16 protein-coding genes and 1 tRNA gene are annotated in these 18,752 nt (G+C 74.0%); 7 read left to right on the top strand and 10 right to left on the bottom strand.

The features are described from left to right. Window position 1: 1 nt before the first annotated feature. Window positions 2–820: an undecaprenyl-diphosphate phosphatase gene (locus AC07VC_RS05195; RefSeq protein WP_317228761.1), complete on the bottom strand. Its 819-nt coding sequence runs from the start codon at window positions 818–820 to the stop codon at window positions 2–4. Window positions 821–862: 42 nt separating this feature from the next. Then, window positions 863–2,173 carry a M20/M25/M40 family metallo-hydrolase gene (locus AC07VC_RS05190; RefSeq protein WP_494675941.1) on the bottom strand — a complete coding sequence of 437 codons (1,311 nt, stop codon included), beginning with the start codon at window positions 2,171–2,173 and terminating at the stop codon, window positions 863–865. 115 nt (window positions 2,174–2,288) lie between these two features. On the opposite strand from AC07VC_RS05190, the gene AC07VC_RS05185 reads away from it, so the two are divergent. The 3 genes from AC07VC_RS05185 to AC07VC_RS05175 all read left to right on the top strand — a co-directional run bounded on the left by AC07VC_RS05185 (window position 2,289) and on the right by AC07VC_RS05175 (window position 4,561). Then, a tRNA-Leu gene (locus AC07VC_RS05185) sits at window positions 2,289–2,374 on the top strand. A 162-nt stretch (window positions 2,375–2,536) separates the two neighbouring features. Continuing rightward, window positions 2,537–3,553 (top strand): magnesium and cobalt transport protein CorA, encoded by a 1,017-nt coding sequence (locus AC07VC_RS05180; protein ID WP_317228759.1) that lies wholly within the window; start codon window positions 2,537–2,539, stop codon window positions 3,551–3,553. 42 nt (window positions 3,554–3,595) lie between these two features. Then, on the top strand, window positions 3,596–4,561 hold the full coding sequence (locus tag AC07VC_RS05175) for an NAD-dependent epimerase/dehydratase family protein (RefSeq protein ID WP_317228758.1): 966 nt from the start codon (window positions 3,596–3,598) through the stop codon (window positions 4,559–4,561). A 34-nt stretch (window positions 4,562–4,595) separates the two neighbouring features. Here the strand turns inward: AC07VC_RS05175 and AC07VC_RS05170 are convergent, their stop codons facing one another. From AC07VC_RS05170 to AC07VC_RS05155, 4 genes are all read right to left on the bottom strand, one after another. Further along, window positions 4,596–5,936, bottom strand: coding sequence for a DnaJ domain-containing protein (locus AC07VC_RS05170; protein WP_494675942.1), 1,341 nt, complete (start codon window positions 5,934–5,936; stop codon window positions 4,596–4,598). Between the two features lie 114 nt (window positions 5,937–6,050). Then, on the bottom strand, window positions 6,051–7,859 hold the full coding sequence (locus AC07VC_RS05165; protein ID WP_317228663.1) for a DEAD/DEAH box helicase: 1,809 nt from the start codon (window positions 7,857–7,859) through the stop codon (window positions 6,051–6,053). A 217-nt stretch (window positions 7,860–8,076) separates the two neighbouring features. After that, window positions 8,077–9,267 carry an acyl-CoA dehydrogenase family protein gene (locus tag AC07VC_RS05160; protein ID WP_494675943.1) on the bottom strand — a complete coding sequence of 397 codons (1,191 nt, stop codon included), beginning with the start codon at window positions 9,265–9,267 and terminating at the stop codon, window positions 8,077–8,079. 51 nt (window positions 9,268–9,318) lie between these two features. Continuing rightward, window positions 9,319–10,170, bottom strand: a complete 852-nt coding sequence (locus AC07VC_RS05155) for a VOC family protein (protein ID WP_494675944.1) — start codon at window positions 10,168–10,170, stop codon at window positions 9,319–9,321. Between the two features lie 124 nt (window positions 10,171–10,294). Here AC07VC_RS05155 and AC07VC_RS05150 point away from each other — a divergent pair, with 124 nt between their 5' ends. Continuing rightward, window positions 10,295–11,086 (top strand): SGNH/GDSL hydrolase family protein, encoded by a 792-nt coding sequence (locus tag AC07VC_RS05150; protein ID WP_494675945.1) that lies wholly within the window; start codon window positions 10,295–10,297, stop codon window positions 11,084–11,086. A 69-nt stretch (window positions 11,087–11,155) separates the two neighbouring features. On the opposite strand, the gene AC07VC_RS05145 is transcribed toward AC07VC_RS05150, so the two are convergent. Together AC07VC_RS05145 and AC07VC_RS05140 are read right to left on the bottom strand one after the other, a co-directional pair. Beyond that, window positions 11,156–12,370, bottom strand: a complete 1,215-nt coding sequence (locus AC07VC_RS05145; RefSeq protein WP_317228659.1) for a D-alanyl-D-alanine carboxypeptidase family protein — start codon at window positions 12,368–12,370, stop codon at window positions 11,156–11,158. Beyond that, entirely contained in the window at window positions 12,367–13,176 is an 810-nt protein-coding gene (locus tag AC07VC_RS05140; protein ID WP_494675946.1) for a TrmH family RNA methyltransferase, read from the bottom strand. Before AC07VC_RS05140 ends, AC07VC_RS05145 begins: the two co-directional genes overlap by 4 nt. Window positions 13,177–13,331: 155 nt before the next feature. Between AC07VC_RS05140 and AC07VC_RS05135 the strand changes: the two genes are divergently transcribed. Then, window positions 13,332–14,186 carry a Sir2 family NAD-dependent protein deacetylase gene (locus AC07VC_RS05135; protein WP_494675947.1) on the top strand — a complete coding sequence of 285 codons (855 nt, stop codon included), beginning with the start codon at window positions 13,332–13,334 and terminating at the stop codon, window positions 14,184–14,186. Next, the gene (locus AC07VC_RS05130; protein WP_494675948.1) at window positions 14,183–14,818 is read left to right on the top strand and encodes a histidine phosphatase family protein; all 636 of its coding nucleotides are present in this window, start codon (window positions 14,183–14,185) and stop codon (window positions 14,816–14,818) included. Before AC07VC_RS05135 ends, AC07VC_RS05130 begins: the two co-directional genes overlap by 4 nt. A 79-nt stretch (window positions 14,819–14,897) precedes the next feature. Here AC07VC_RS05130 and AC07VC_RS05125 read toward each other — a convergent pair whose 3' ends face one another. Together AC07VC_RS05125 and AC07VC_RS05120 are read right to left on the bottom strand one after the other, a co-directional pair. After that, window positions 14,898–15,992: a glycosyltransferase family 4 protein gene (locus AC07VC_RS05125; RefSeq protein ID WP_494675949.1), complete on the bottom strand. Its 1,095-nt coding sequence runs from the start codon at window positions 15,990–15,992 to the stop codon at window positions 14,898–14,900. Further along, complete coding sequence (locus AC07VC_RS05120) at window positions 15,989–16,885, bottom strand: alpha/beta fold hydrolase (RefSeq protein ID WP_317228654.1); 897 nt, start codon at window positions 16,883–16,885, stop codon at window positions 15,989–15,991. The genes AC07VC_RS05125 and AC07VC_RS05120 overlap by 4 nt, the downstream gene beginning before the upstream one ends. A gap of 124 nt (window positions 16,886–17,009) precedes the next feature. Here AC07VC_RS05120 and treS point away from each other — a divergent pair, with 124 nt between their 5' ends. Continuing rightward, window positions 17,010–18,743, top strand: a complete 1,734-nt coding sequence (treS, locus tag AC07VC_RS05115) for a maltose alpha-D-glucosyltransferase (RefSeq protein ID WP_374953154.1) — start codon at window positions 17,010–17,012, stop codon at window positions 18,741–18,743. The last annotated feature ends 9 nt before the right edge of the window (window positions 18,744–18,752 follow it).

Raw genomic sequence — 18,752 nt, 5'->3', positions numbered from 1 at the left:
ATCAGGCCGCGATCGCGCCGGTGCCGAGCAGCACCAGGAGGACGACGCCGAGGGCGACGCGGTAGACGACGAACGGCATGAACGTGCGGGTGGAGATGTAGCGCATGAGGCCGGCGATGACGGCGAGGCCCACGATGAACGCGATGAGGGTCGCCACCGCGGTCTGACCGGCGCCGGCCTGCCCGGTCTCGTCGAAGCTCTTCACGAGCTCGTACAGGCCGCTGCCGAACACGGCGGGGACGGCGAGCAGGAAGGAGTACTCGGCGGCGACCGGCCGCGAGTAGCCGAACGCGCGCGCCGCGGTGGTGGTGGCGCCGGAGCGGGACACGCCCGGCACGAGGGCGAGCGCCTGGGCGATGCCGATGCTGACGCCGTGCCCGTAGGTCATGTCCTTCTCGAGGCGGTCGCTGCGGCTGTAGCGGTCGGCGAGGCCGAGCAGGATGCCGAACACGATGAGGACGATCGCGACGATCCAGAGCGACCGGAAGGTGCTGCGGATCGTGTCCTGGAACAGGTACCCGGCGATGCCGATGGGGATCGTGCCGATGATGACGAGCCAGCCCATGCGGACGTCCGGGTCGCCCTTCGGCATGCCGCCGCGGAGCGAGCGGAACCACGCCGAGAGGACCTTGCCGATGCGCCGACGGAAGAACACGACGACCGCGAGCTCGGTGCCGAGCTGCGTGATCGCGGTGAACGTCGCCCCCGGGTCGCCGCCCATGAACAGGCCGGCGATGCGGAGGTGCGCGCTCGAGGAGATGGGCAGGAACTCGGTCAGGCCCTGGACGAGGCCCAGGATGATCGCCTCGAGATAACTCAAACGGGTGCTCCAGCTGATGTCTCGCCCGCCAGGGGCTCGGGTCTAGTAGTCGAGGAGCAGGTCGCGCAGGACCTGCCTCCCGAAGACTAGTGCGTCGAGCGGGACCCTCTCGTCGACGCCGTGGAACATCGCCGGGAAGTCCATGGAGGCCGGCAGGCGCAGCGGGGCGAAGCCGTAGCCGGTGATCCCGAGCAGGCTGAGCGCCTTGTTGTCGGTGCCCCCGGAGAGCATGTAGGGCAGCACCTCGGCGTCCGGGTCGTGCGTGCCGAGCGTCGCCACCATGGCGTCCACGAGGGGTCCCTGGAAGGGGTTCTCGAGCCCCACGTCCTGGTGCACGATGCGCACCTCGACGCCCTCGCCGGCGAGCTCGCGGACGCGCTCCAGCACGGCGTCCTCCTCGCCCGGCAGCACGCGGATGTCGACGAGCGCCTCGGCGGTGTCCGGGATGACGTTGTGCTTGTAGCCGGCGTGCAGGAGCGTCGGGTTCGTGGTGGTGCGCAGCGTCGCCGCGATGAACTTCGACGCCGTGCCGGTGGCGATGGCGAGGTCGTCCGGGGTGACCCGCTTCGGGTCGGCGCCGACGATGCGGGCGATCTCGTCCAGCAGCTGGCGGGTCGTGTCGGTGAGGTGGACGGGCCACTCCTCCATGCCGATCCGCGCGACCGCTCCCGCGAGCCGCGTCACGGCGTTGTCGCGGTTGACCTGCGAGCCGTGGCCCGCCGTGCCGGTCGCGACGAGCCGCACCCACACGAGGGCCTTCTCGCCGGTCTGCAGCAGGTAGGCGCGCTTGCCGGCGAGGTCGATCGAGTAGCCGCCGACCTCGCTGATGGCCTCGGTGGCGCCCTCGAACCAGTCGGGCCGGTTCTCGACGACGTAGGCGGAGCCGAGCACGCCGCCCGCCTCCTCGTCGGAGAAGAATCCCATGATGAGGTCCCGCTCGGGCGCGCGGCCGGAGGTGATGATCTCCTGGAGCGCCGTGATCATCATCGCGTCCATGTTCTTCATGTCCACGGCGCCGCGGCCCCAGAGCATGCCGTCCTTGATGACGCCGGCGAAGGGGTCGACCGTCCAGTTGGCGGGGTCCGCGGGGACGACGTCGAGGTGGCCGTGCACGACCAGCGCCGGCTTGTCGCGGTTGCGGCCCGGGATGCGCGCGAGGACGCTCGTGCGGCCGGGCGCCGCGTCGATCAGCTCGGGCTGCAGCCCCAGGTCCAGGAGGCACTTCTCGACGTACTGCGCCGCCTCGGTCTCCCCCTCCGACCGGCCCTCGCCGTGGTTGGTGGTGTCGAACCGGATGAGGTCGCGGGCGATGCGCGCGGTGGCGTCGAGGTCGTCGGGGAGCGTGTCGGTCATGGGTCCACGCTATCGAGGCCGGACGCGCGCGTCCGGCCCGGCGGTGGTCGAGAGGGGCCCGGAAGCCGTGCTAATGTCATCTCTCGGCAGCCGGAGACGGCGGGCCGCACATCCTGTCCGGATGGCGGAATTGGTAGACGCGCTAGCTTGAGGTGCTAGTGCCCGTATTAGGGCGTGGGGGTTCAAGTCCCCCTTCGGACACACACGAGAGCCGGTCGGATCCCCAGGGATCCGACCGGCTCTTCTTCGTCCCCGGCGCACGCGCTCGCCGCGCGTCCGCCCCGTCGCGGCCCGCTCCCCCGGCGCACGGCTACAGTCGCATGCGTCCGCCCGCGGGCGCACCCGACCCGAGAGCGAGAACCCATGACCGTCGTCGACAGTGCCGTGTACGTGGACGGGGTCCGGACGGCCGACCCCGAGAGCCTCGACGAGACGTTCGAGGTGATGCGGGAGCGTCGGGGCCTCGCCTGGATCGGGCTGTACCGGCCCGACGCGGACGAGCTCCACCGCGTCGCCGCCGAGTTCGGCCTGCACCCGCTCGCCGTCGAGGACGCGCTCACCGGGCACCAGCGGTCCAAGCTGGAGCGCTACGGCGACACCTGGTTCGTCGTGCTGCGCCCCGCGCGGTACCTCGACGCCGAGGAGCGGGTGGAGTTCGGCGAGCTGCACGTGTTCGTCGGACCCGACTTCGTCGTCACCATCCGCCACGCGGAGTCCCCCGACCTGGCGACGGTCCGCCACCGGCTCGAGCAGGACCGCGACCTCCTCGCCCTCGGCCCGACCGCCGTCCTCTACGCCATCCTCGACCAGGTCGCCGACGAGTACGGACCCGTGGCCCGCGGCCTCGAGGACGACGTCGACGAGATCGAGGACCAGATCTTCGGCGCCGACCCGGACGTGTCGCGCCGCATCTACGCGCTCATGCGGGAGGTCACCGCGTTCCAGCGCGCCACCGCCCCGCTCGGCGCCATGCTCGACGACCTCCGCGCGCGGGCCGAGCGCCACGACGTGGACCTCGAGCTCCGCCGCGGCCTGCGGGACGTGCACGACCACGTCATCCGCGTGGCCGAGCGCTCCGACGCCTTCCGCACGCTGCTCCAGAACGCCCTCACGGTGCACACCACGCTCGTCGGGCAGCGGCAGAACGACGAGATGAAGAAGCTCACCGAGACGAGCCTCGCCCAGAACGACCAGGTGAAGCGCATCTCGTCGTGGGCCGCCATCCTGTTCGCGCCCACGCTCGTCGGCACCGTCTACGGCATGAACTTCGCGAACATGCCGGAGCTGCGCTGGACCTACGGCTATCCCCTGGCGCTCGGGCTCATGGTGGTCATGGGCGGGATCCTCTACGCCGCCTTCCGGAAGCGCGGCTGGATCTGATCCGGGCGCGGCGGCGCCGCGCCGCGCCGATAGGGTGACGGGATGCGCGTCGTCGTCATCGGAGCCACCGGCCACATCGGGACCTTCCTCGTCCCCCGTCTCGTCGACTCCGGGCACGACGTCGTCGCGGTGAGCCGCGGCACCCGCGAGCCCTACCGGTCGTCGCCCCTCTGGGACCGCGTCGAGCGCGTGCGGGTGGACCGCGACGCGGAGGACGCGGCCGGCACGTTCGCCGACCGGATCGCGGCGCTCGCCCCCGAGGTCGTCGTCGACCTCGTGTGCTTCACGCCCGAGTCGGCCCGCCATCTCGTCGAGGGGCTGCGGGGACGCGTGCGGCATCTGGTGCACATCGGCAGCATCTGGACCCACGGCCTCAGCACGTCGCTGCCCCTCCGGGAGGACGACCCCAAGGAGCCGTTCGGCGAGTACGGCGTGCAGAAGGCCGAGATCGAGCGCTACCTCATCGCGGAGTCCCGCTCCGGCGGGGTGCCCTCGACGGTCGTGCACCCGGGTCACATCAGCGGCGGCGGCTGGCCCGTCATCACGCCGCTCGGCAACCTCGACCCGCGCGTGTGGACCGACCTCGCCGCCGGCCGGCCGCTCCCCGTGCCGGGTTCCGGCAGCGAGACCATGCACCACGTGCACGCCGACGACGTCGCGCAGGTCGTGCAGCTGGCCATCGCCAACCGCGAGACCTCGGTCGGCGAGAGCTTCCACGCCGTGTCCGACCGGGCGCTCTCCGTGCGCGGCTTCGCCCGCGCCGCGGCCGCGTGGTTCGGACGCGAGCCCCAGCTCGAGCACGTCGACTGGGACGGCTTCCGCGCCCGCACGGACCCCGGACACGCCGACGCGAGCTGGGAGCACCTCAGCCGCAGCCACGTGGCCAGCATCGACAAGGCGCGCGACGTCCTCGGCTACGTCCCGCGGTACACGAGCGAGGAGGCCGCGCGCGAGGCCGTCGAGTGGATGGTGCGCGCCGGCGAGCTGGACGTGCCGCTCCCCCGCTGACCGCCGGGTCCCGCGGGCGCCACCGCGCACCGGCTCAGACGAAGCGCGCGTCGAGCACCAGGCGGGTGCGGACGGCGAGGAGCCGCTCGGGATCCATGGCGATGAGCCCCGGCAGCCCGGCTGCCACGTGGTCGGCCAGCAGGGTGCGGGCGACGGCGTAGGCGGGGATCGCGTGCGGGTCGTCGGCCGTGTGGAGCACCACGGGCGCGGCGCCCAGGACCCCGGACGGCAGCGACAGCACGAGTCCGACGACCGGCACCTCCATCTCGCGCGCGAGGGCCCGGGCCCGGGCGTCGAGGCCGCGGAGCGCCGCGTGGCGCGCCGCCGGATCGGTCGCGGCGTCCGCGCCCTGCGGCACCGACTCCACCGCCACGAGCCCCTGCGGGCCGAGCACCAGGTGGTCGACGGCGTCGCCCGAGCGCGGCACGGACACGCCGTTCCAGAACGCGTACGAGGGGCCGAGCTCCATCAGCTCGCGGGCGGTCTCCTCCTGGGCGACCGCAGCCCGCAGGGCCGCGGACGCGGCGGCGGGCACCTCCGCGACCAGGTCCGGCGCGTAGGCGTCGGCCTCGAACCGGCGACGGAGGCCCTCGAGGCGCGCGAGCCGTGCGCTGTAGGCGGCCATGAGGTCGGGGTAGGCGCGGAGGGCGCGCTCGTGCGCGAGGACCTGCTCCTGGAGGCGCTCCGCGGCCTCCCGCCGGGGCTCCTCCGCCCGGTACCAGGCGCGGCCGAGCACGCCGGCGGACGCGAGCCCCACGGCGCCGCCGACGACCAGTCCGACGAGGGCCGGGACGACGCCGGCGCCGGACACCAGGACGACGAGGGCGACCAGCGCGGCCAGGACGGGCGGCGCGACGGCACGGGCACGGCGGACGTAGGGCTCGGGGCGGTCCGCGAGGGCCGCTCCCCCGCGCGGCGGGACGGGAGCGGCGGGGACGGACGGCTCGGCCGGATCCGCCAGCCACTCGCGCACCAGCGCCAGGTAGCGGAGCCGGGCGAACCCGCCCGGGTGGCCGAAGCTCCGGGTGCGGGCCGCGGGTCGCGCGCGCGGGGCTCCGGGGCGTCCGCGGCGGGACGCCGGATCCCAGGCCTCGTCCGGGGCGGTCGCACCGGGCGCGGACGGGTGGGCCCGACGGACGGGCTCCTCGGGCGCCGGGGCGTCCCGCAGTGCACGCTCGTACCGGGCGCGGCTCTCGGGGTCGCCGACGGACTCGAAGGCGTCGCGGACGGCCTGGAACTCGTCCGCGCTGCCGCCCATGTCGGGATGGGCGGCGCGCACCCGCCGGCGGTAGGCCCGGCGGATCTCGTCCTGCGACGCGGAGGGCTCGACCCCGAGCACGGCGTACGCGTCGGCATCGCGCGACGGGACGGGCATCGGGTCTCCTCGCGGGTGCGGTCGGGCGGCACCCAGGCGTCCGATAGTAGGCGAGCGGGCCTGGGCGGCGGCCGAGCGCGGGCCGTGAGCCGTCCGCGTCAGCGCGTCAGCGCGTCAGCTGCGCATCCACCGGCGGAGCTGGTCGATGCGCTGCTGCAGCTGGGTCACGCTGCACTGGCCGACGGCGGGGCCGCCGCAGACGCGCCGCAGCTCGGCGTGGACGAGGCCGTGGGGCTCGCCGTGCAGCTTGGCGCGCATCCCGACGAGGCTGTTGAGGAGCTGCCGCTGCTCCTTGAGCGTGCGATACAGCGGGATGTCGTCCGGGTCCTTCGGCGCCCCGCTCTCGGCCTGCTTGCGCTCCCGCTCGGAGGCGTGCCGGGACTGGCGGTGCTGCCGCTGGGCGAGGAGCTCGCGGACCTGCTCGGGCTCGAGGATCCCGGGGAGGCCGATGAACTCCTCCTCCTCGAGGCTGCCGACGTCGGCCATCTGCCCGAACTCGGCGCCGTCGAAGAGGACCTTGTCGAAGGTCGCCTCGGATCCCATCGCCTCGAACGAGAACTCGCTGAGGAGGGAGTCGGATCCCTTCTCGCTGCGGTTCGCCTCGCCCATCATGGCGTCCTCGGGGTTGTAAAGGTCGCCCTCCTTCGAGGAGTCGCGATCGAGCGCGTGGTCGCGCTGGCGCTCGAGTTCGTTGGCGAGCACGAGCAGGTTCGGGACGCTCGGCAGGAAGATCGAGGCCGTCTCGCCGCGGCGTCGGGCGCGCACGAAGCGGCCGATGGCCTGCGCGAAGAACAGCGGGGTGGAGGCGCTGGTGGCGTACACGCCCACGGCGAGGCGCGGCACGTCGACGCCCTCGGAGACCATGCGCACGGCGACCATCCAGCGCGACGTGCTGGCGGAGAAGCGGTCGATGTTGGCGCTCGCCTCGACGTCGTCGGACAGGACGAGGGTCACGGGCTGCCCGCTGATCCGCTGGAGGATGGCCGCGTAGGCGCGCGCGGTGGTGTGGTCGGTGGCGATCACGAGGCCGCCGGCGTCGGGGATGGACTGCCGGACCTCGCTGAGGCGGCGGTCGGCCGCCTGCAGCACCTGCGGGATCCACTCGCCGTCGGGGGCGAGCGCCGTGCGCCAGGCCTGCGAGGTGATGTCCTTCGTGTTGCCCTCGGCGAGCTGGGCCTCCATCTCGTCGCCCATCTTGTTGCGCCAGCGCATGCTGCCCGCGTAGGCGAGGAAGATGACGGGCCGCACCACGCCGTCGGCGAGCGCCCGGCCGTACCCGTAGTCGTAGTCGGTCTGGGAGAGCCGGACGCCGCGGTGGTCGCGCAGGTAGCTGACGAACGGGATGGGGGCGGTGTCGGAGCGGAACGGGGTCCCCGTGAGGGACAGGCGGCGCGTGGCGCGCTCGAAGGCCTCGCGGATGGCGTCGCCCCAGCTGAGCGCGTCCCCGCCGTGGTGGACCTCGTCGAGGATGACGAGCGTCCGGCTCGACTCCGTCATGGTCTTGTGCAGGTACGGGTTGGCGGCGACCTGCGCGTAGGTCACGGCGGCCCCGTGGTAGTGCCGACCGAGGGCTCCGGAGGAGTTGCTGTACATGGGGTCGAGGCGGACGCCCGCGCGGGCGGCGGCGTCGGCCCACTGCTTCTTGAGGTGCTCGGTGGGGGCGACGACCGTGACCTTGTCGACGGTCTTGCGGTGCAGGAGCTCGGAGGCGAGGCGGAGGGCGAAGGTGGTCTTGCCGGCGCCCGGCGTCGCGTTCGCGAGGAAGTCGCGCGGCTCGTTCGCGAAGTAGGCGGTGAGCGCCTCCTCCTGCCAGGCCCGGAGCTTGCTGACTGTGCCCCAGGCGGCGCGCTCGGGGAAGGCCGGCGAGAGGTGCTCGGCCGCGGCGGATCCGACGTGCGGAGGAGGGGACGGCAGGGTGCTCACTCGACCTCACGATACCCGCACCGGCTGACGTCACGTCCGTGGCGCGGGAGCCCGGAGGGCGGTGCGGCCGCCCGATCGGCGCGGCCTCGTGGCTCCCGCGGCGGGCGGTCCGGGAGGACGGATCCGCCTCCCCCGCGCGGTCCGGGCGGGTCGCGAGGTGGCCGCAGGAGCCGTCCCCGGGACCTGGCACGACCCGCCGGTCCCGCGCCGTCTCCCGTCAATCGCGGCGCGGGACGGGGCCGAGCAGCGTCGCGGCGATGGTCTCCGCGGCCTGACGGTCGCTGGAGGGGTGGAAGCCGCCGGCCAGCACGTCGCGGTAGAGGCGTCCGAGCTCGTCGCCCGTGCGGAAGGACCCGCCGCCCGCGACCGCGATCGCCCGCTGCACGACCTCGGCGGCCGTGCGCGTCGCCCGCACCTTCGCGCCGACGAGGAGCGACGCCCAGCGGTCGCCGTGGTCCGCGCCGCGGTCGACGTCCGCGGCGAGCGCCTCCAGCTGCGGGAGGATCGCGTCCTGCGCGAGCGCCGCCTCCGCCACCAGGTGCCGGATGCCCGGGTCCGCGGCGAGCGCGGCGCCGCCGGCCGCGCGCGAGGTGCGGCGGAGGGCCGACTCCACGGCGAGGTCGAGGGCTCGCTGCCCGAGGCCCGCGTAGACGGCGGCGATGAGCAGCTCGAACGCCTGCAGCACGGCGAGCACGAAGGGGTCGTCGCGGCGTCCGACCTCGCGCCGCCGGACCACGTCGGCGGGGGCGGAGCGCACGTCGCGGAGGACGACCGTGTGGCTCTGCGTCGCCCGCATGCCGAGCGTGTCCCAGTCGGGCACGATCTCGAGCCCGGGGGCATCGCGCGGGACGAAGGCGTGGACGAGCAGAGGGCGGTCGGGATCGGCGTCGTCGCGCCCGAAGAGGCCGAGCCGCGTCCAGGCGGGCGCCATGCTGGAGGAGACCTTGGTGCCGGTGAACCGGTAGGCGCCGTCCGGGGCGGGCACCGCGCGGGTCAGTGCGTCGGCGAGCGCCTGGTCGTTGCCGGGCTCGCTGACGGCGAAGGCGAGCAGCTCCCCGCGCCCGGCGTCCTCGAGGACGCCGCGCAGCGAGTCGTCCCCGCGGTCGGCGAGGATGCGGGCGACCGCGGTCCAGACGAGGTGCATCCCGATGCCGAGCGCCGTGGCGGGCGCGTGCTGGGCGAGGAGCGCCTGCGCGCGCACGGCATCGGCGAGGGAGGCACCGGATCCGCCGAGGTCGGCAGGCACGAGGAGTCGCAGGTACCCGGCCGCGCGGAGCTCGTCGAGGTCCTCGGCGAAGAACGCGTTCCGGGCGTCGTAGCCGGCGGCGCGGGAGCGGATGCGGGCGAGGAGCGCGTCGTCGAGGAGGGGGTGCGGGTCGCGCGGGTCGGCCGGGGAGTCGGGCGTCATGCGCCCAGTCTCCCTGACCGCGCCCGGCACGGGTCGGGCCGCGACCGTCGCTCAGGCGGCCGACAGGATGAGCGCGTTGCCCCACGGATCCTCGAAGGCGAGCTCCCGGCCGTCGTCGCGGGTCGCGACGCCCGCCTGCCGCAGCCGCGCGTCGACCGCGACGACCTCGTCGCGGGTGGGGACCTCGATGCGGACGGTGCCGAGGCCGAGCGTCGCGGGTCGGCGTCCGGCGCCGCGGCTGTTCCAGGTGTTCATGGCCATGTGGTGGTGGTAGCCGCCCGCGGAGACGAAGATCGCGGATCCGGGGAAGCCCGCGACGAGCTCGAACCCGAGCACGTCGACGTAGAAGGCGGAGGCCGTCTCCGTGTCGCCCACCTGGAGGTGGACGTGCCCGATGCCGGCGGCGTCGGACGCGGGGCCGGCGACGGGGGCGAGCTCCTCGCGGAGGAAGGCGTTCGGGTCGAGCGGCAGGGTGTCCATGACGATCGCGCCGTCCTGCCATGACCACTCGTCGCGGGGACGGTCGGCGTAGAGCTCGACGCCGTTGCCCTCGGGGTCGGTGAAGTAGAACGCGCGGCTCACGAGGTGGTCGGCGCTGCCCGTGAAGGAGCCCGCGGCGCTCCCCGCGACGGACGCGACGGACCGCGCGAGGGCGGCGGGGGTGTCGAAGAGGACGGCCGTGTGGAAGAGCCCGGCGTCCCCGCGGCGCGGGAGGGAGAGTCCGTGCGCGGGCTGGAGCACCACGGCGGGGACGCCGGCGCGCCCGAGCGTGGTCGACTCCACGCCCTCCGCGATCTGCTCGAGCCCCACCGCGTCGCGATAGTAGGCGGTCATCCGGTCCAGGTCGCCGACGAGCAGGGTCACGGGACCCATGGACGTGTCGGCGGAGAGCAGGTCGGGCATGCGGTCCTCGTTCCTCGGGCGATCAGGGTTGCTTGAGAGCTCAACCAAACAGCGCGGCGCCGCATTCCCGATGCCGTTCGAGGCCGTTCCTATGATGGGAGGCGTCCCACCCGGAAGGAAGCGCATGACCGAGCCCCATCCCTGGCGCCGCTACGTCGCCCTCGGCGACTCCTTCACGGAGGGCATCGGCGACCCCGAGCCGGGCAGCCCGGGCGGGCACCGCGGCTGGGCGGATCGCGTCGCCGAGGTCCTCGCCGACCAGGTCGACGGCTTCTCCTACGCGAACCTCGCCATCCGCGGCCGGCTCCTCGGGCAGATCGCCGACGAGCAGGTCGAGCCCGCGCTCGCGCTGCACCCCGACCTCGTCTCCCTCTCGGCAGGCGGGAACGACATCCTCCGGCCGGGCGCCGACCCCGACCGGCTCGCCGACCGCCTCGACCGGATGGTCGCCCGGCTCTCCTCCGAGGGCGCCACGGTGGTGCTCTTCACGGGCACCGACGTCAAGTTCTCCCCCGTGTTCGGCCGGCTCCGCGGCAAGGTCGCCATCTACAACGAGGACATCCGCGCGGTGGCGGCCCGCCACGACTGCATCGTCGCGGACCAGTGGTCGCTCAGCGAGATCCAGGACCCGCGCATGTGGGACGTCGACCGGCTGCACCTCGCCCCTCTCGGCCACCACACGGTCGCGCGCATGGTGCTGCAGGCGCTCGCCGTCGAGAACGACCTCGAGCCGCTGAAGCCCGAGCCGCTGCCGGCGCGCACGTGGAGCCAGGCCCGCGCGGGCGACATCGACTGGGCGCGCTCGTACTTCGTGCCGTGGGTGCTGCGACGCCTCCGCCACCAGTCCTCCGGCGACGGGCGGACTGCCAAGCGCCCCGATGCGGCGCCGTGGACGCGCCCCGACGTCCCGCGCTGAGCCGCGAGCCCGACCCGGCGTCGCGCTGAGCCGGTCCCGGCGTCGCCGCCCGGCCGCGGCCGGCCCCGATCAGCCGAGCAGCTCCCCCGGGTTGCCGAGCCGCCACCAGCCGTCGGGACCCGGGAGCTCCCGGTCGAGCGCCAGCGGCACCCGCACGGTCTCCCGACCGGCCGTCACCGTGGCCGTACCGACCCCGGTCCCCGCGGCCGCCTCGCCGGACGCACCCGCCTCGACCGTGGTCGTGACAGGGGTGTCGCCCCACACGAGCAGGGACTCGTCCGTCGTGCTCACGGCCTGCGCCGTCGCCCCCCATGCGGTCGTATAGTCCGCGAACGGCTGCCCGGCCGCGGCGACCTGCACCACGTGCATGTTCGCCGTCACCGTCGGCAGCAGCGCGAGCACCTGCCGCGCGAGCTCGGCGTGGTCGCGCGCCCCGAGGGTCACCCCGACGACCGTGACGTCGCGGTCGCCCACCTTCGTGTCCACGGCCCAGAGCAGGCACTTGCCCGCCTGCTCCAGGGTCCCCGTCTTGATGCCGCGGAATCCCGGGACGGCGGCGAGGAGGTTGCGGTTCTCGACCGTCCCGACGCCCTGCACGTCCGCGCTCCGCTGGTCGACGATGCCGGAGAGCACCGGATCCGCGAGGGCCAGCTCGCCGATCCGGACGAGGTCGGCGGTGGTGCTCACGGTCTCCGGCGACAGGCCCATGGCGTCGGCCACGTGCGTGCCCGCGAGGCCCTGCTCGACGAGCCAGGCGTTGGCGGCCGCGACGAAGGCGTCGTTCGACCCGAAGGCCCACACGCCGAGGGCGGCCGCGTAGTTGTTGGCGCTCGCGAGCAGGGCGCCCTCGAGCAGGTCGCGCTGGGAGAGGCTCGTGCCCGGCACCGCCGGCTCCACGATCCCGTCCTGCGCGAGGATCTCCGCGCGGAGCGCCTCGTCCTCGGCGGTGAAGGTGACCTGCGGCCCCTCCTCCCCCGGCGCGAGGGGCCGCGCCTCCAGGACGACGAGCGCGGTCACGGTCTTCGTGATGCTGGCCATGGGACGGGCGACGGGCGACGCGTCGTTCGTGGCGAGCACGCCGTCGAACCCGATCGCGCCGACCGCGGACACGCCCTCGGACGGCCAGGTCTCGGGCGTCGGGACCTGGACGACGGGATCCGGCGCGTCCACCTGGGCGACCGCCGCGGGCGGCTCCGCGGTGAGGGTGACGGGCACGTAGACGCCCGCCGAGACGAGGAGCGCGGCGGCGACGCCGGAGAGCGCGACGCGACGCGCCCGGCTCACGCGGGGACCCGCAGCGCGTAGAGCGCGACGGCGCTCGCCGCGGCCACGTTGAGGGAGTCGACGCCGTGGAGCATCGGGATCACGACCGTCGAGTCGGCGTGCCGGAGCGCGTGGCGGCTGAGACCGTCGCCCTCCGTGCCGAGCACGAGCGCGATCCGCTCCGGCGGGTCCGCGGCGAAGGCGTCGAGCGTCACCGCGTCGTCCTCGAGGGCCAGCGCCGCGAGGTGGAAGCCCGCGGCGTGCAGCAGCGGGGCCGCCTCGGACCACTCCGGCAGCCGCGTCCACGGCACCTGCAGCACGGTGCCCATGCTCACGCGGACGCTCCGCCGGTAGAGCGGGTCTGCGCAGCGGGGCGTGATGAGCACGGCGTCGGCGCCGATGCCCGCGACGGCGCGGAAGATCGCGCCGACGTTCGTGTGGTCGACGATGTCCTCCAGCACCACGACGCGGCGCGCGTCCCGCAGCACGTCGGGCACGGACGGCAGGGTCGGTCGGTGCATCGCGGCGAGCGCCCCGCGGTGCAGGTTGTAGCCGGTGAGCCGCTCCAGCACGGCGGCCGCGCCGACGAAGACGGGCACGTCGGGGAACGCGTCGAGGAGCGGGGCGACGTCGTCGAGCCACTGCTCCTGCACGAGGACCGAGCGCGGCACGTGGCCGGCGGCGAGCGCCCGGCCCATGACCTTGGTGGACTCGGCGATGTAGAGGCCGCCCGCGGGCTCGCTCACGCGGCGGAGGGCCACGTCCGTGAGACGGGAGTAGTCCTCGAGGCCCGGGGAGTCGAGGTCCTCGATGCGGTGGATGTGCACGCCGGTCCTCTCCTCCGCCCGCACCGCGGCGGTGGGAGCCTCTTCACGCGGAGCCTTCGCGGGGATGCGCTGTCTAGACTCGACAGGACAATGATGCCCTGCCCCGTCGCTCCCCGCCGACCGGGCCGGACGTCCGCTCGGCACCGGGAGGCCCCATGAGCACCGCTCTCCGTGACGATCCCCGGCCCCCCGCGGGGTCCACGATCGCCGAGGCGGTCGAGCTCATGCGCGGCCGTCGCACCGCCGTCCTCACGGGCGCCGGCCTCAGCACCGACTCCGGCATCCCCGACTACCGGGGCGAGGGCGCCCCGAAGCGGAACCCGATGACGTTCCAGCAGTTCCGCAGCGAGGGCGACGACTTCCGCCGCCGCTACTGGGCGGGCGGCCACCTCGGCTGGAAGGCCTTCAGCTCGGCGCGGCCGAACGACGGGCACGCGGCCCTCGCCGACCTGGAGGCGGCCGGCGTCGTCGCGGGCCTCGTCACGCAGAACGTCGACGGCCTGCACGAGCGCGCCGGGTCCCGCCGGGTGGTCGACCTGCACGGCTCGCTCGACCGGGTCCTGTGCCTCGACTGCGGCCAGGCCTACGCGCGCTCCGCCGTCGCCGAGCGGATCAGCGCCGAGAACCCGTGGCTCGACCAGCCCGACGCGGTGGAGCTGAACCCCGACGGCGACGCGCAGGTCCACGACGTCGACCGCTTCCGGATCCCGGTGTGCAGCGTCTGCGGCGGCATGCTCAAGCCGGACGTGGTCTTCTTCGGCGAGCTCGTGCCGACGGAGCGCTTCCAGGAGGCCAGCGCCATCGTCTCCGGCGCCGACGTGCTGCTCATCGCCGGGTCGTCCCTCGCGGTCAACTCCGGCATCCGCCTGCTCGAGCTCGCCCGGAGGAGCCGCATGCCGATCGTCATCCTGAACCGGGGCGTCACGAAGGGCGACACCCGTGCCACCGTGCGCCTGGAGGGCGGCACGAGCGAGGTCCTCCGCGCCATCGCGACGGAGCTCGCCGCGTGACCCGCATCGTGCTCGTCCGCCACGGCCGCACCGCGTGGAACGTGGAGCGGCGCGTGCAGGGCTCCAGCGACATCCCGCTCGACGACACCGGCCGGGCGCAGGCCGCCACGGCCGGAGCGCTCCTCGCGGAGGCGGTCTCCGGCGGATCCGCCTGGGACGCCGTGTACGCGAGCCCCCTGAGCCGCGCCTTCGAGACCGCGTCGATCATCGTGGAGCACCTCGCGCTCGGCGGCGCCCCGACGTCGGGTCCGGTGCCGGAGGCGGCGCTCGCGGAGCGGCGCTACGGGCTCGCGGAGGGGCTGACGCACGCCGAGATCGAGGCGCGCTTCCTCGACGGCGACGTGCCGGGCCGGGAGACCGTGGAGTCGGTCACCGGGCGGGCGGGCGCGGCGCTCGTGCGGCTGGCCGACCGGCACCCGGGCGGCTCGGTCGTCGCGGTCTCGCACGGCGGCGTCATCGCGGCGCTGGCGCGGAGCCTCGACCCGTCGCTCGTCGGGCGGCCCGGGCCCATGATCGAGAACGGCTCGGCCCACACCTTCGGCGTCGTCGACGGCGAGCTCTCGCTGCTGCGCTTCGGCGGGGTGGCGGACCTCGGCGCCATCGCCGACCTCCGCACCGCGCGTCACGCCTGAACGGGTCCGCGGCGGGCACCGGCGCGCACGGCGGTCGACGCGGACCGACCGCCCGGGCGTCCCGGGCGCAGGGCGCGCGTCAGGCGCTGCCGCGCCCCGACCGCGCGACCTGCTCGAGGAGGTCCCCCAGCGCCGTCGCCGAGGCGTCCCAGTCGTACTCCGCCGCACGGGCGATGCACGCGGCCGACCGTCGCCGCCACTCCTCCGGGTCCTCGAGCGCCCGCACGGCGGCGGCGAAGCCCTCGGGGTCGTCCGGGTCGACGTACACCGCGGCGTCCCCGCCGATCTCGCGGAAGATGGGGATGTCGCTGACCACGACGGGCAGGCCGGCGCTCATGGCCTCGATCACGGGGATGCCGAAGCCCTCGTCGCGGGAGGCGGTCAGGAGCGCGGTCGCGCGCCGCAGGGTGCGCGCGTACTCGTCGTCGCTCGCGCCGTCCCGGAACACGAGGCGCGCGCCGTCGGCGAGCGCCTCGAGCCGCTCCCGCTCCGAGGGCGGCACGCGGCTCATGAGGTGCAGCTCGTGCTCGGGCAGGTCGTCGGCCGCGCGCACGAGCGTCTCGACGTTCTTGTACGGCATGTAGGAGCCCATGTAGACGAGCGTCCGCTCCTCGGGCCCGCGTCGCGGCCCGTCGGGCGTCCCGTCCGGCGCGGGCGCGAGCTCGGCCGCGTTGGGCACGACGACCACGGGTCGCGTCGTCAGGCGGTGCCGGCGGATGAGGCCGCGCGTCGTCTCGCTGACGGTGACGACCGCGTCGGCCCGGTCGAGCAGGAGCCTCTGCGGCCACCACGCGAGGTGGAAGGCGCGCCACAGCGCGCGGACGGGCGCCGGGAGGTCGCGCGGCGGGCGCCGGTGGCGGTAGTAGATGAGGTCGTGCAGGGTCAGCACGAGCGGGTAGGTGCGCCCGCGCGACCCCATCGTCTGCATGGGGCTGTAGACGACGTCGGGCCGCATCCGCGAGACGCGCCGGGCGACCCAGGGCTCCCGCGGTCCCGTGGGCGAGCTGACCAGCTGCCAGGGCAGGTCCGGCAGGAGCTGGAGCTGGCGGTGGTCGCTGATCAGCATGGTCACGTCGAAGCGCGCGCCGAGCCGGGCGACGAGCTCGGCGCCGTAGCGGCTGATCCCGTCGTGCCGCCCGATGCGGGTGTAGCGGCAGTCGAACACGAGCCTCACGATGCGGTCCCCTCGTCCAGGAAGCGGCGGATGGCGCGGGCCGCCTCGCGCGGCGTCTCGTAGTGGATCAGGTGGCCGACCCGCGGGATGACCTCCAGGCGCGCGTCGGCGAAGAGGCGCTGGAGCCGGTGCTGCGCCGCGACGGGCGTGATGTCGTCGCGCTCCGCCGCGACCAGCAGCACCGGGACGCGAACCCGCGGGGCGTACGTGCTGGCGTCGGAGGACACCGACGCGCGGAACGCCTCGAGCACCACGCGCCGGTCGCTGAAGGCGCTGAAGAAGCGGTCGTGCTGGTCGTTGATCCACCGCCGGAGCCCGCGGTCGCGGGTCTTCGCCATCGCCTCGCTCATGACGCGCACGATGGCGCGGTTGCGGAGCAGGCCGAACCCGGCGCGCTCGGGGAGCACGGCGGCCGCGCGGTAGTAGAGGACGGCGAGCCGGGTGAGGATGCCCCGCGGGCCCTCGAGGGCCGGCGCCGCGATCGGGTTCACGAGGACGGCGCGGGGGGCCGGCAGCCCGTCGGCCAGCGCGGCCGTGACGACGATGGACCCGAACGAGTGCCCGAGGACGGTCGCGTCGCGGGTCGCGGTCGCCTCCACGAAGGCCAGGAGCCAGGCAGAGTAGCCGGGGATGTCGTGCCGGGCGCCGACGAGCGGCGTCGAGTCGCCGAAGCCGGGCAGGTCGGGCGAGAGGATCCGCACCCCGGGCAGCTGCGCCACCACGGGCTCGAGCCCGTGGTGGTCCCCGCGGAAGCCGTGCACGACCACCAGGACCTCGGCGGCGTCCGCCGGCCCGTACTCCCACCACGCGGTGCTGCTCCCGAGGAGGTCGACGGTGCGGCGCACCACGGGGATGCGGTCGAGCTGGGCGGCGTAGGGCGAGGGGACGGTCATCGGGGTCGAGTCTACGAGCGCCCGCGGCCCGCGCCCCCGGGCGCGCCGGGCCGGCCGCCCTGGCCGCCGGACCTAGAATCGCCCCCAGGCCTTCCCGCCCCCGAGTCGACGCCCCGTCGCGCCCATGAGGAGAACCGTGAGCTTCACCGCCCCCATCACCCTGCCCGGCCTCACCCTCGACAAGCAGTGGTACAAGCGCTCCGTCTTCTACGAGGTCATGATCCGCTCCTTCGTCGACTCGAACGGCGACGGCACGGGCGACATCCAGGGGCTCATCTCCAAGCTCGACTACCTCCAGTGGCTCGGCATCGACGGCCTGTGGATCCCGCCGTTCTTCCAGTCGCCGCTCCGCGACGGCGGCTACGACATCAGCGACTACATGTCGGTCCTCCCCGAGTTCGGCACGCTCGACGACTTCAAGGAGCTCGTCACCAAGTCCCACGAGCGCAACATGCGCATCGTCATCGACCTCGTGATGAACCACACCTCCGACCAGCACGAGTGGTTCCAGCAGTCCCGCTCCGACCCGGACGGCCCCTACGGCGACTTCTACGTGTGGAGCGACACCGACGAGAAGTACGAGGACATCCGCGTCATCTTCGTCGACACGGAGGAGTCCAACTGGACCTTCGACCCCGTGCGGCGCCAGTTCTTCTTCCACCGCTTCTTCTCGCACCAGCCCGACCTGAACTTCGACAACCCGAAGGTGCACGAGGCGATCTACGGCGTCATCCGCCACTGGCTCGACATGGGCGTCGACGGCCTGCGCCTCGACGCCATCCCCTACCTCTACGAGACCGAGGAGGGCAACGGCGAGGGCGAGCCCGCCACGCACGAGTTCCTGAAGCGCCTGCGCGCGATGGTGGACGAGGAGTACCCGGGCCGCATCCTCATCGCCGAGGCGAACCAGTGGCCGCGCGAGGTCTCCGCGTTCCTCGGCACGGAGGAGGAGCCGGAGTGCCACATGGCCTTCGACTTCCCGATCATGCCCCGCATCTTCTACTCCCTGCGCTCGCAGACGGCCGACGAGCTGAAGCGCATCATGAGCGAGACGTTCGAGATCCCCGACGCCGCGGCGTGGGGCGTGTTCCTCCGCAACCACGACGAGCTGACGCTCGAGATGGTGAGCGAGGAGTACCGCCAGGCCATGTACGGCTGGTACGCGTACGACCCGCGCATGCGCGTGAACATCGGCATCCGCCGTCGCCTGGCGCCCCTGCTCGACAACTCGCGCGCCGAGCTCGAGCTCGTGCACGCGCTCCTGTTCTCCCTGCCCGGCAGCCCGTTCCTGTACTACGGCGACGAGATCGGGATGGGCGACAACATCTGGCTCCCGGACCGCGACGCGTCACGGACGCCGATGCAGTGGACGCCGGACCGCAACGCCGGCTTCTCCACCGCCGACCCGGGCAAGCTCTACCTCCCGGTCGTGCAGTCGCTCGTCTACAACTACGCGCAGATCAACGTGGAGTCGCAGCTGGCCCAGTCGCGGTCGCTCCTGCACTGGGTGCGGAACGTCATCCACGTCCGGAAGGCGCACCCGGTCTTCGGGCAGGGCACCATCCGGGTGCTCCCCACGGACCACGAGAGCGTCCTCGCGTTCGTGCGCTCCTACGAGGGCAGCGGCACGCACTTCGGCGACCGCGCCGAGGACGTGCTGTGCGTCTTCTCGTTCGCGCACAACCCCGTCTCGGTCACGATCGACGCGTCCGACTTCGCGGGATCGCAGCTCTACGACCTCTTCGGCGGCGGCGTGTTCCCGACGGTCGGCGACGACGGCCGCCTGACCCTCACGCTCGCGACGCAGAGCTTCTACTGGCTGCACATGGGTGCGCCCGCCATCGGCGGTCGCCCGTAGCATCTACAG

This window comes from Clavibacter sp. GW821-FHT01D01 (genome assembly GCF_059422605.1).
Note: the sequence above shows the minus strand (reverse complement) of the source record. Positions and strands in the feature narration are given on the sequence as shown.

What these genes read in the sequence shown, in the direction of transcription:
- AC07VC_RS05190 (WP_494675941.1), bottom strand. Translation starts at nt 2,173, where the DNA reads ATGACCGACACGCTCCCCGACGACCTCGACGCCACCGCGCGCATCGCC.
- AC07VC_RS05180 (WP_317228759.1), top strand. Translation starts at nt 2,537, where the DNA reads ATGACCGTCGTCGACAGTGCCGTGTACGTGGACGGGGTCCGGACGGCC.
- AC07VC_RS05175 (WP_317228758.1), top strand. Translation starts at nt 3,596, where the DNA reads ATGCGCGTCGTCGTCATCGGAGCCACCGGCCACATCGGGACCTTCCTC.
- AC07VC_RS05170 (WP_494675942.1), bottom strand. Translation starts at nt 5,936, where the DNA reads ATGCCCGTCCCGTCGCGCGATGCCGACGCGTACGCCGTGCTCGGGGTC.
- AC07VC_RS05160 (WP_494675943.1), bottom strand. Translation starts at nt 9,267, where the DNA reads ATGACGCCCGACTCCCCGGCCGACCCGCGCGACCCGCACCCCCTCCTC.
- AC07VC_RS05155 (WP_494675944.1), bottom strand. Translation starts at nt 10,170, where the DNA reads ATGCCCGACCTGCTCTCCGCCGACACGTCCATGGGTCCCGTGACCCTG.
- AC07VC_RS05150 (WP_494675945.1), top strand. Translation starts at nt 10,295, where the DNA reads ATGACCGAGCCCCATCCCTGGCGCCGCTACGTCGCCCTCGGCGACTCC.
- AC07VC_RS05135 (WP_494675947.1), top strand. Translation starts at nt 13,332, where the DNA reads ATGAGCACCGCTCTCCGTGACGATCCCCGGCCCCCCGCGGGGTCCACG.
- AC07VC_RS05120 (WP_317228654.1), bottom strand. Translation starts at nt 16,885, where the DNA reads ATGACCGTCCCCTCGCCCTACGCCGCCCAGCTCGACCGCATCCCCGTG.
- treS (WP_374953154.1), top strand. Translation starts at nt 17,010, where the DNA reads ATGAGGAGAACCGTGAGCTTCACCGCCCCCATCACCCTGCCCGGCCTC.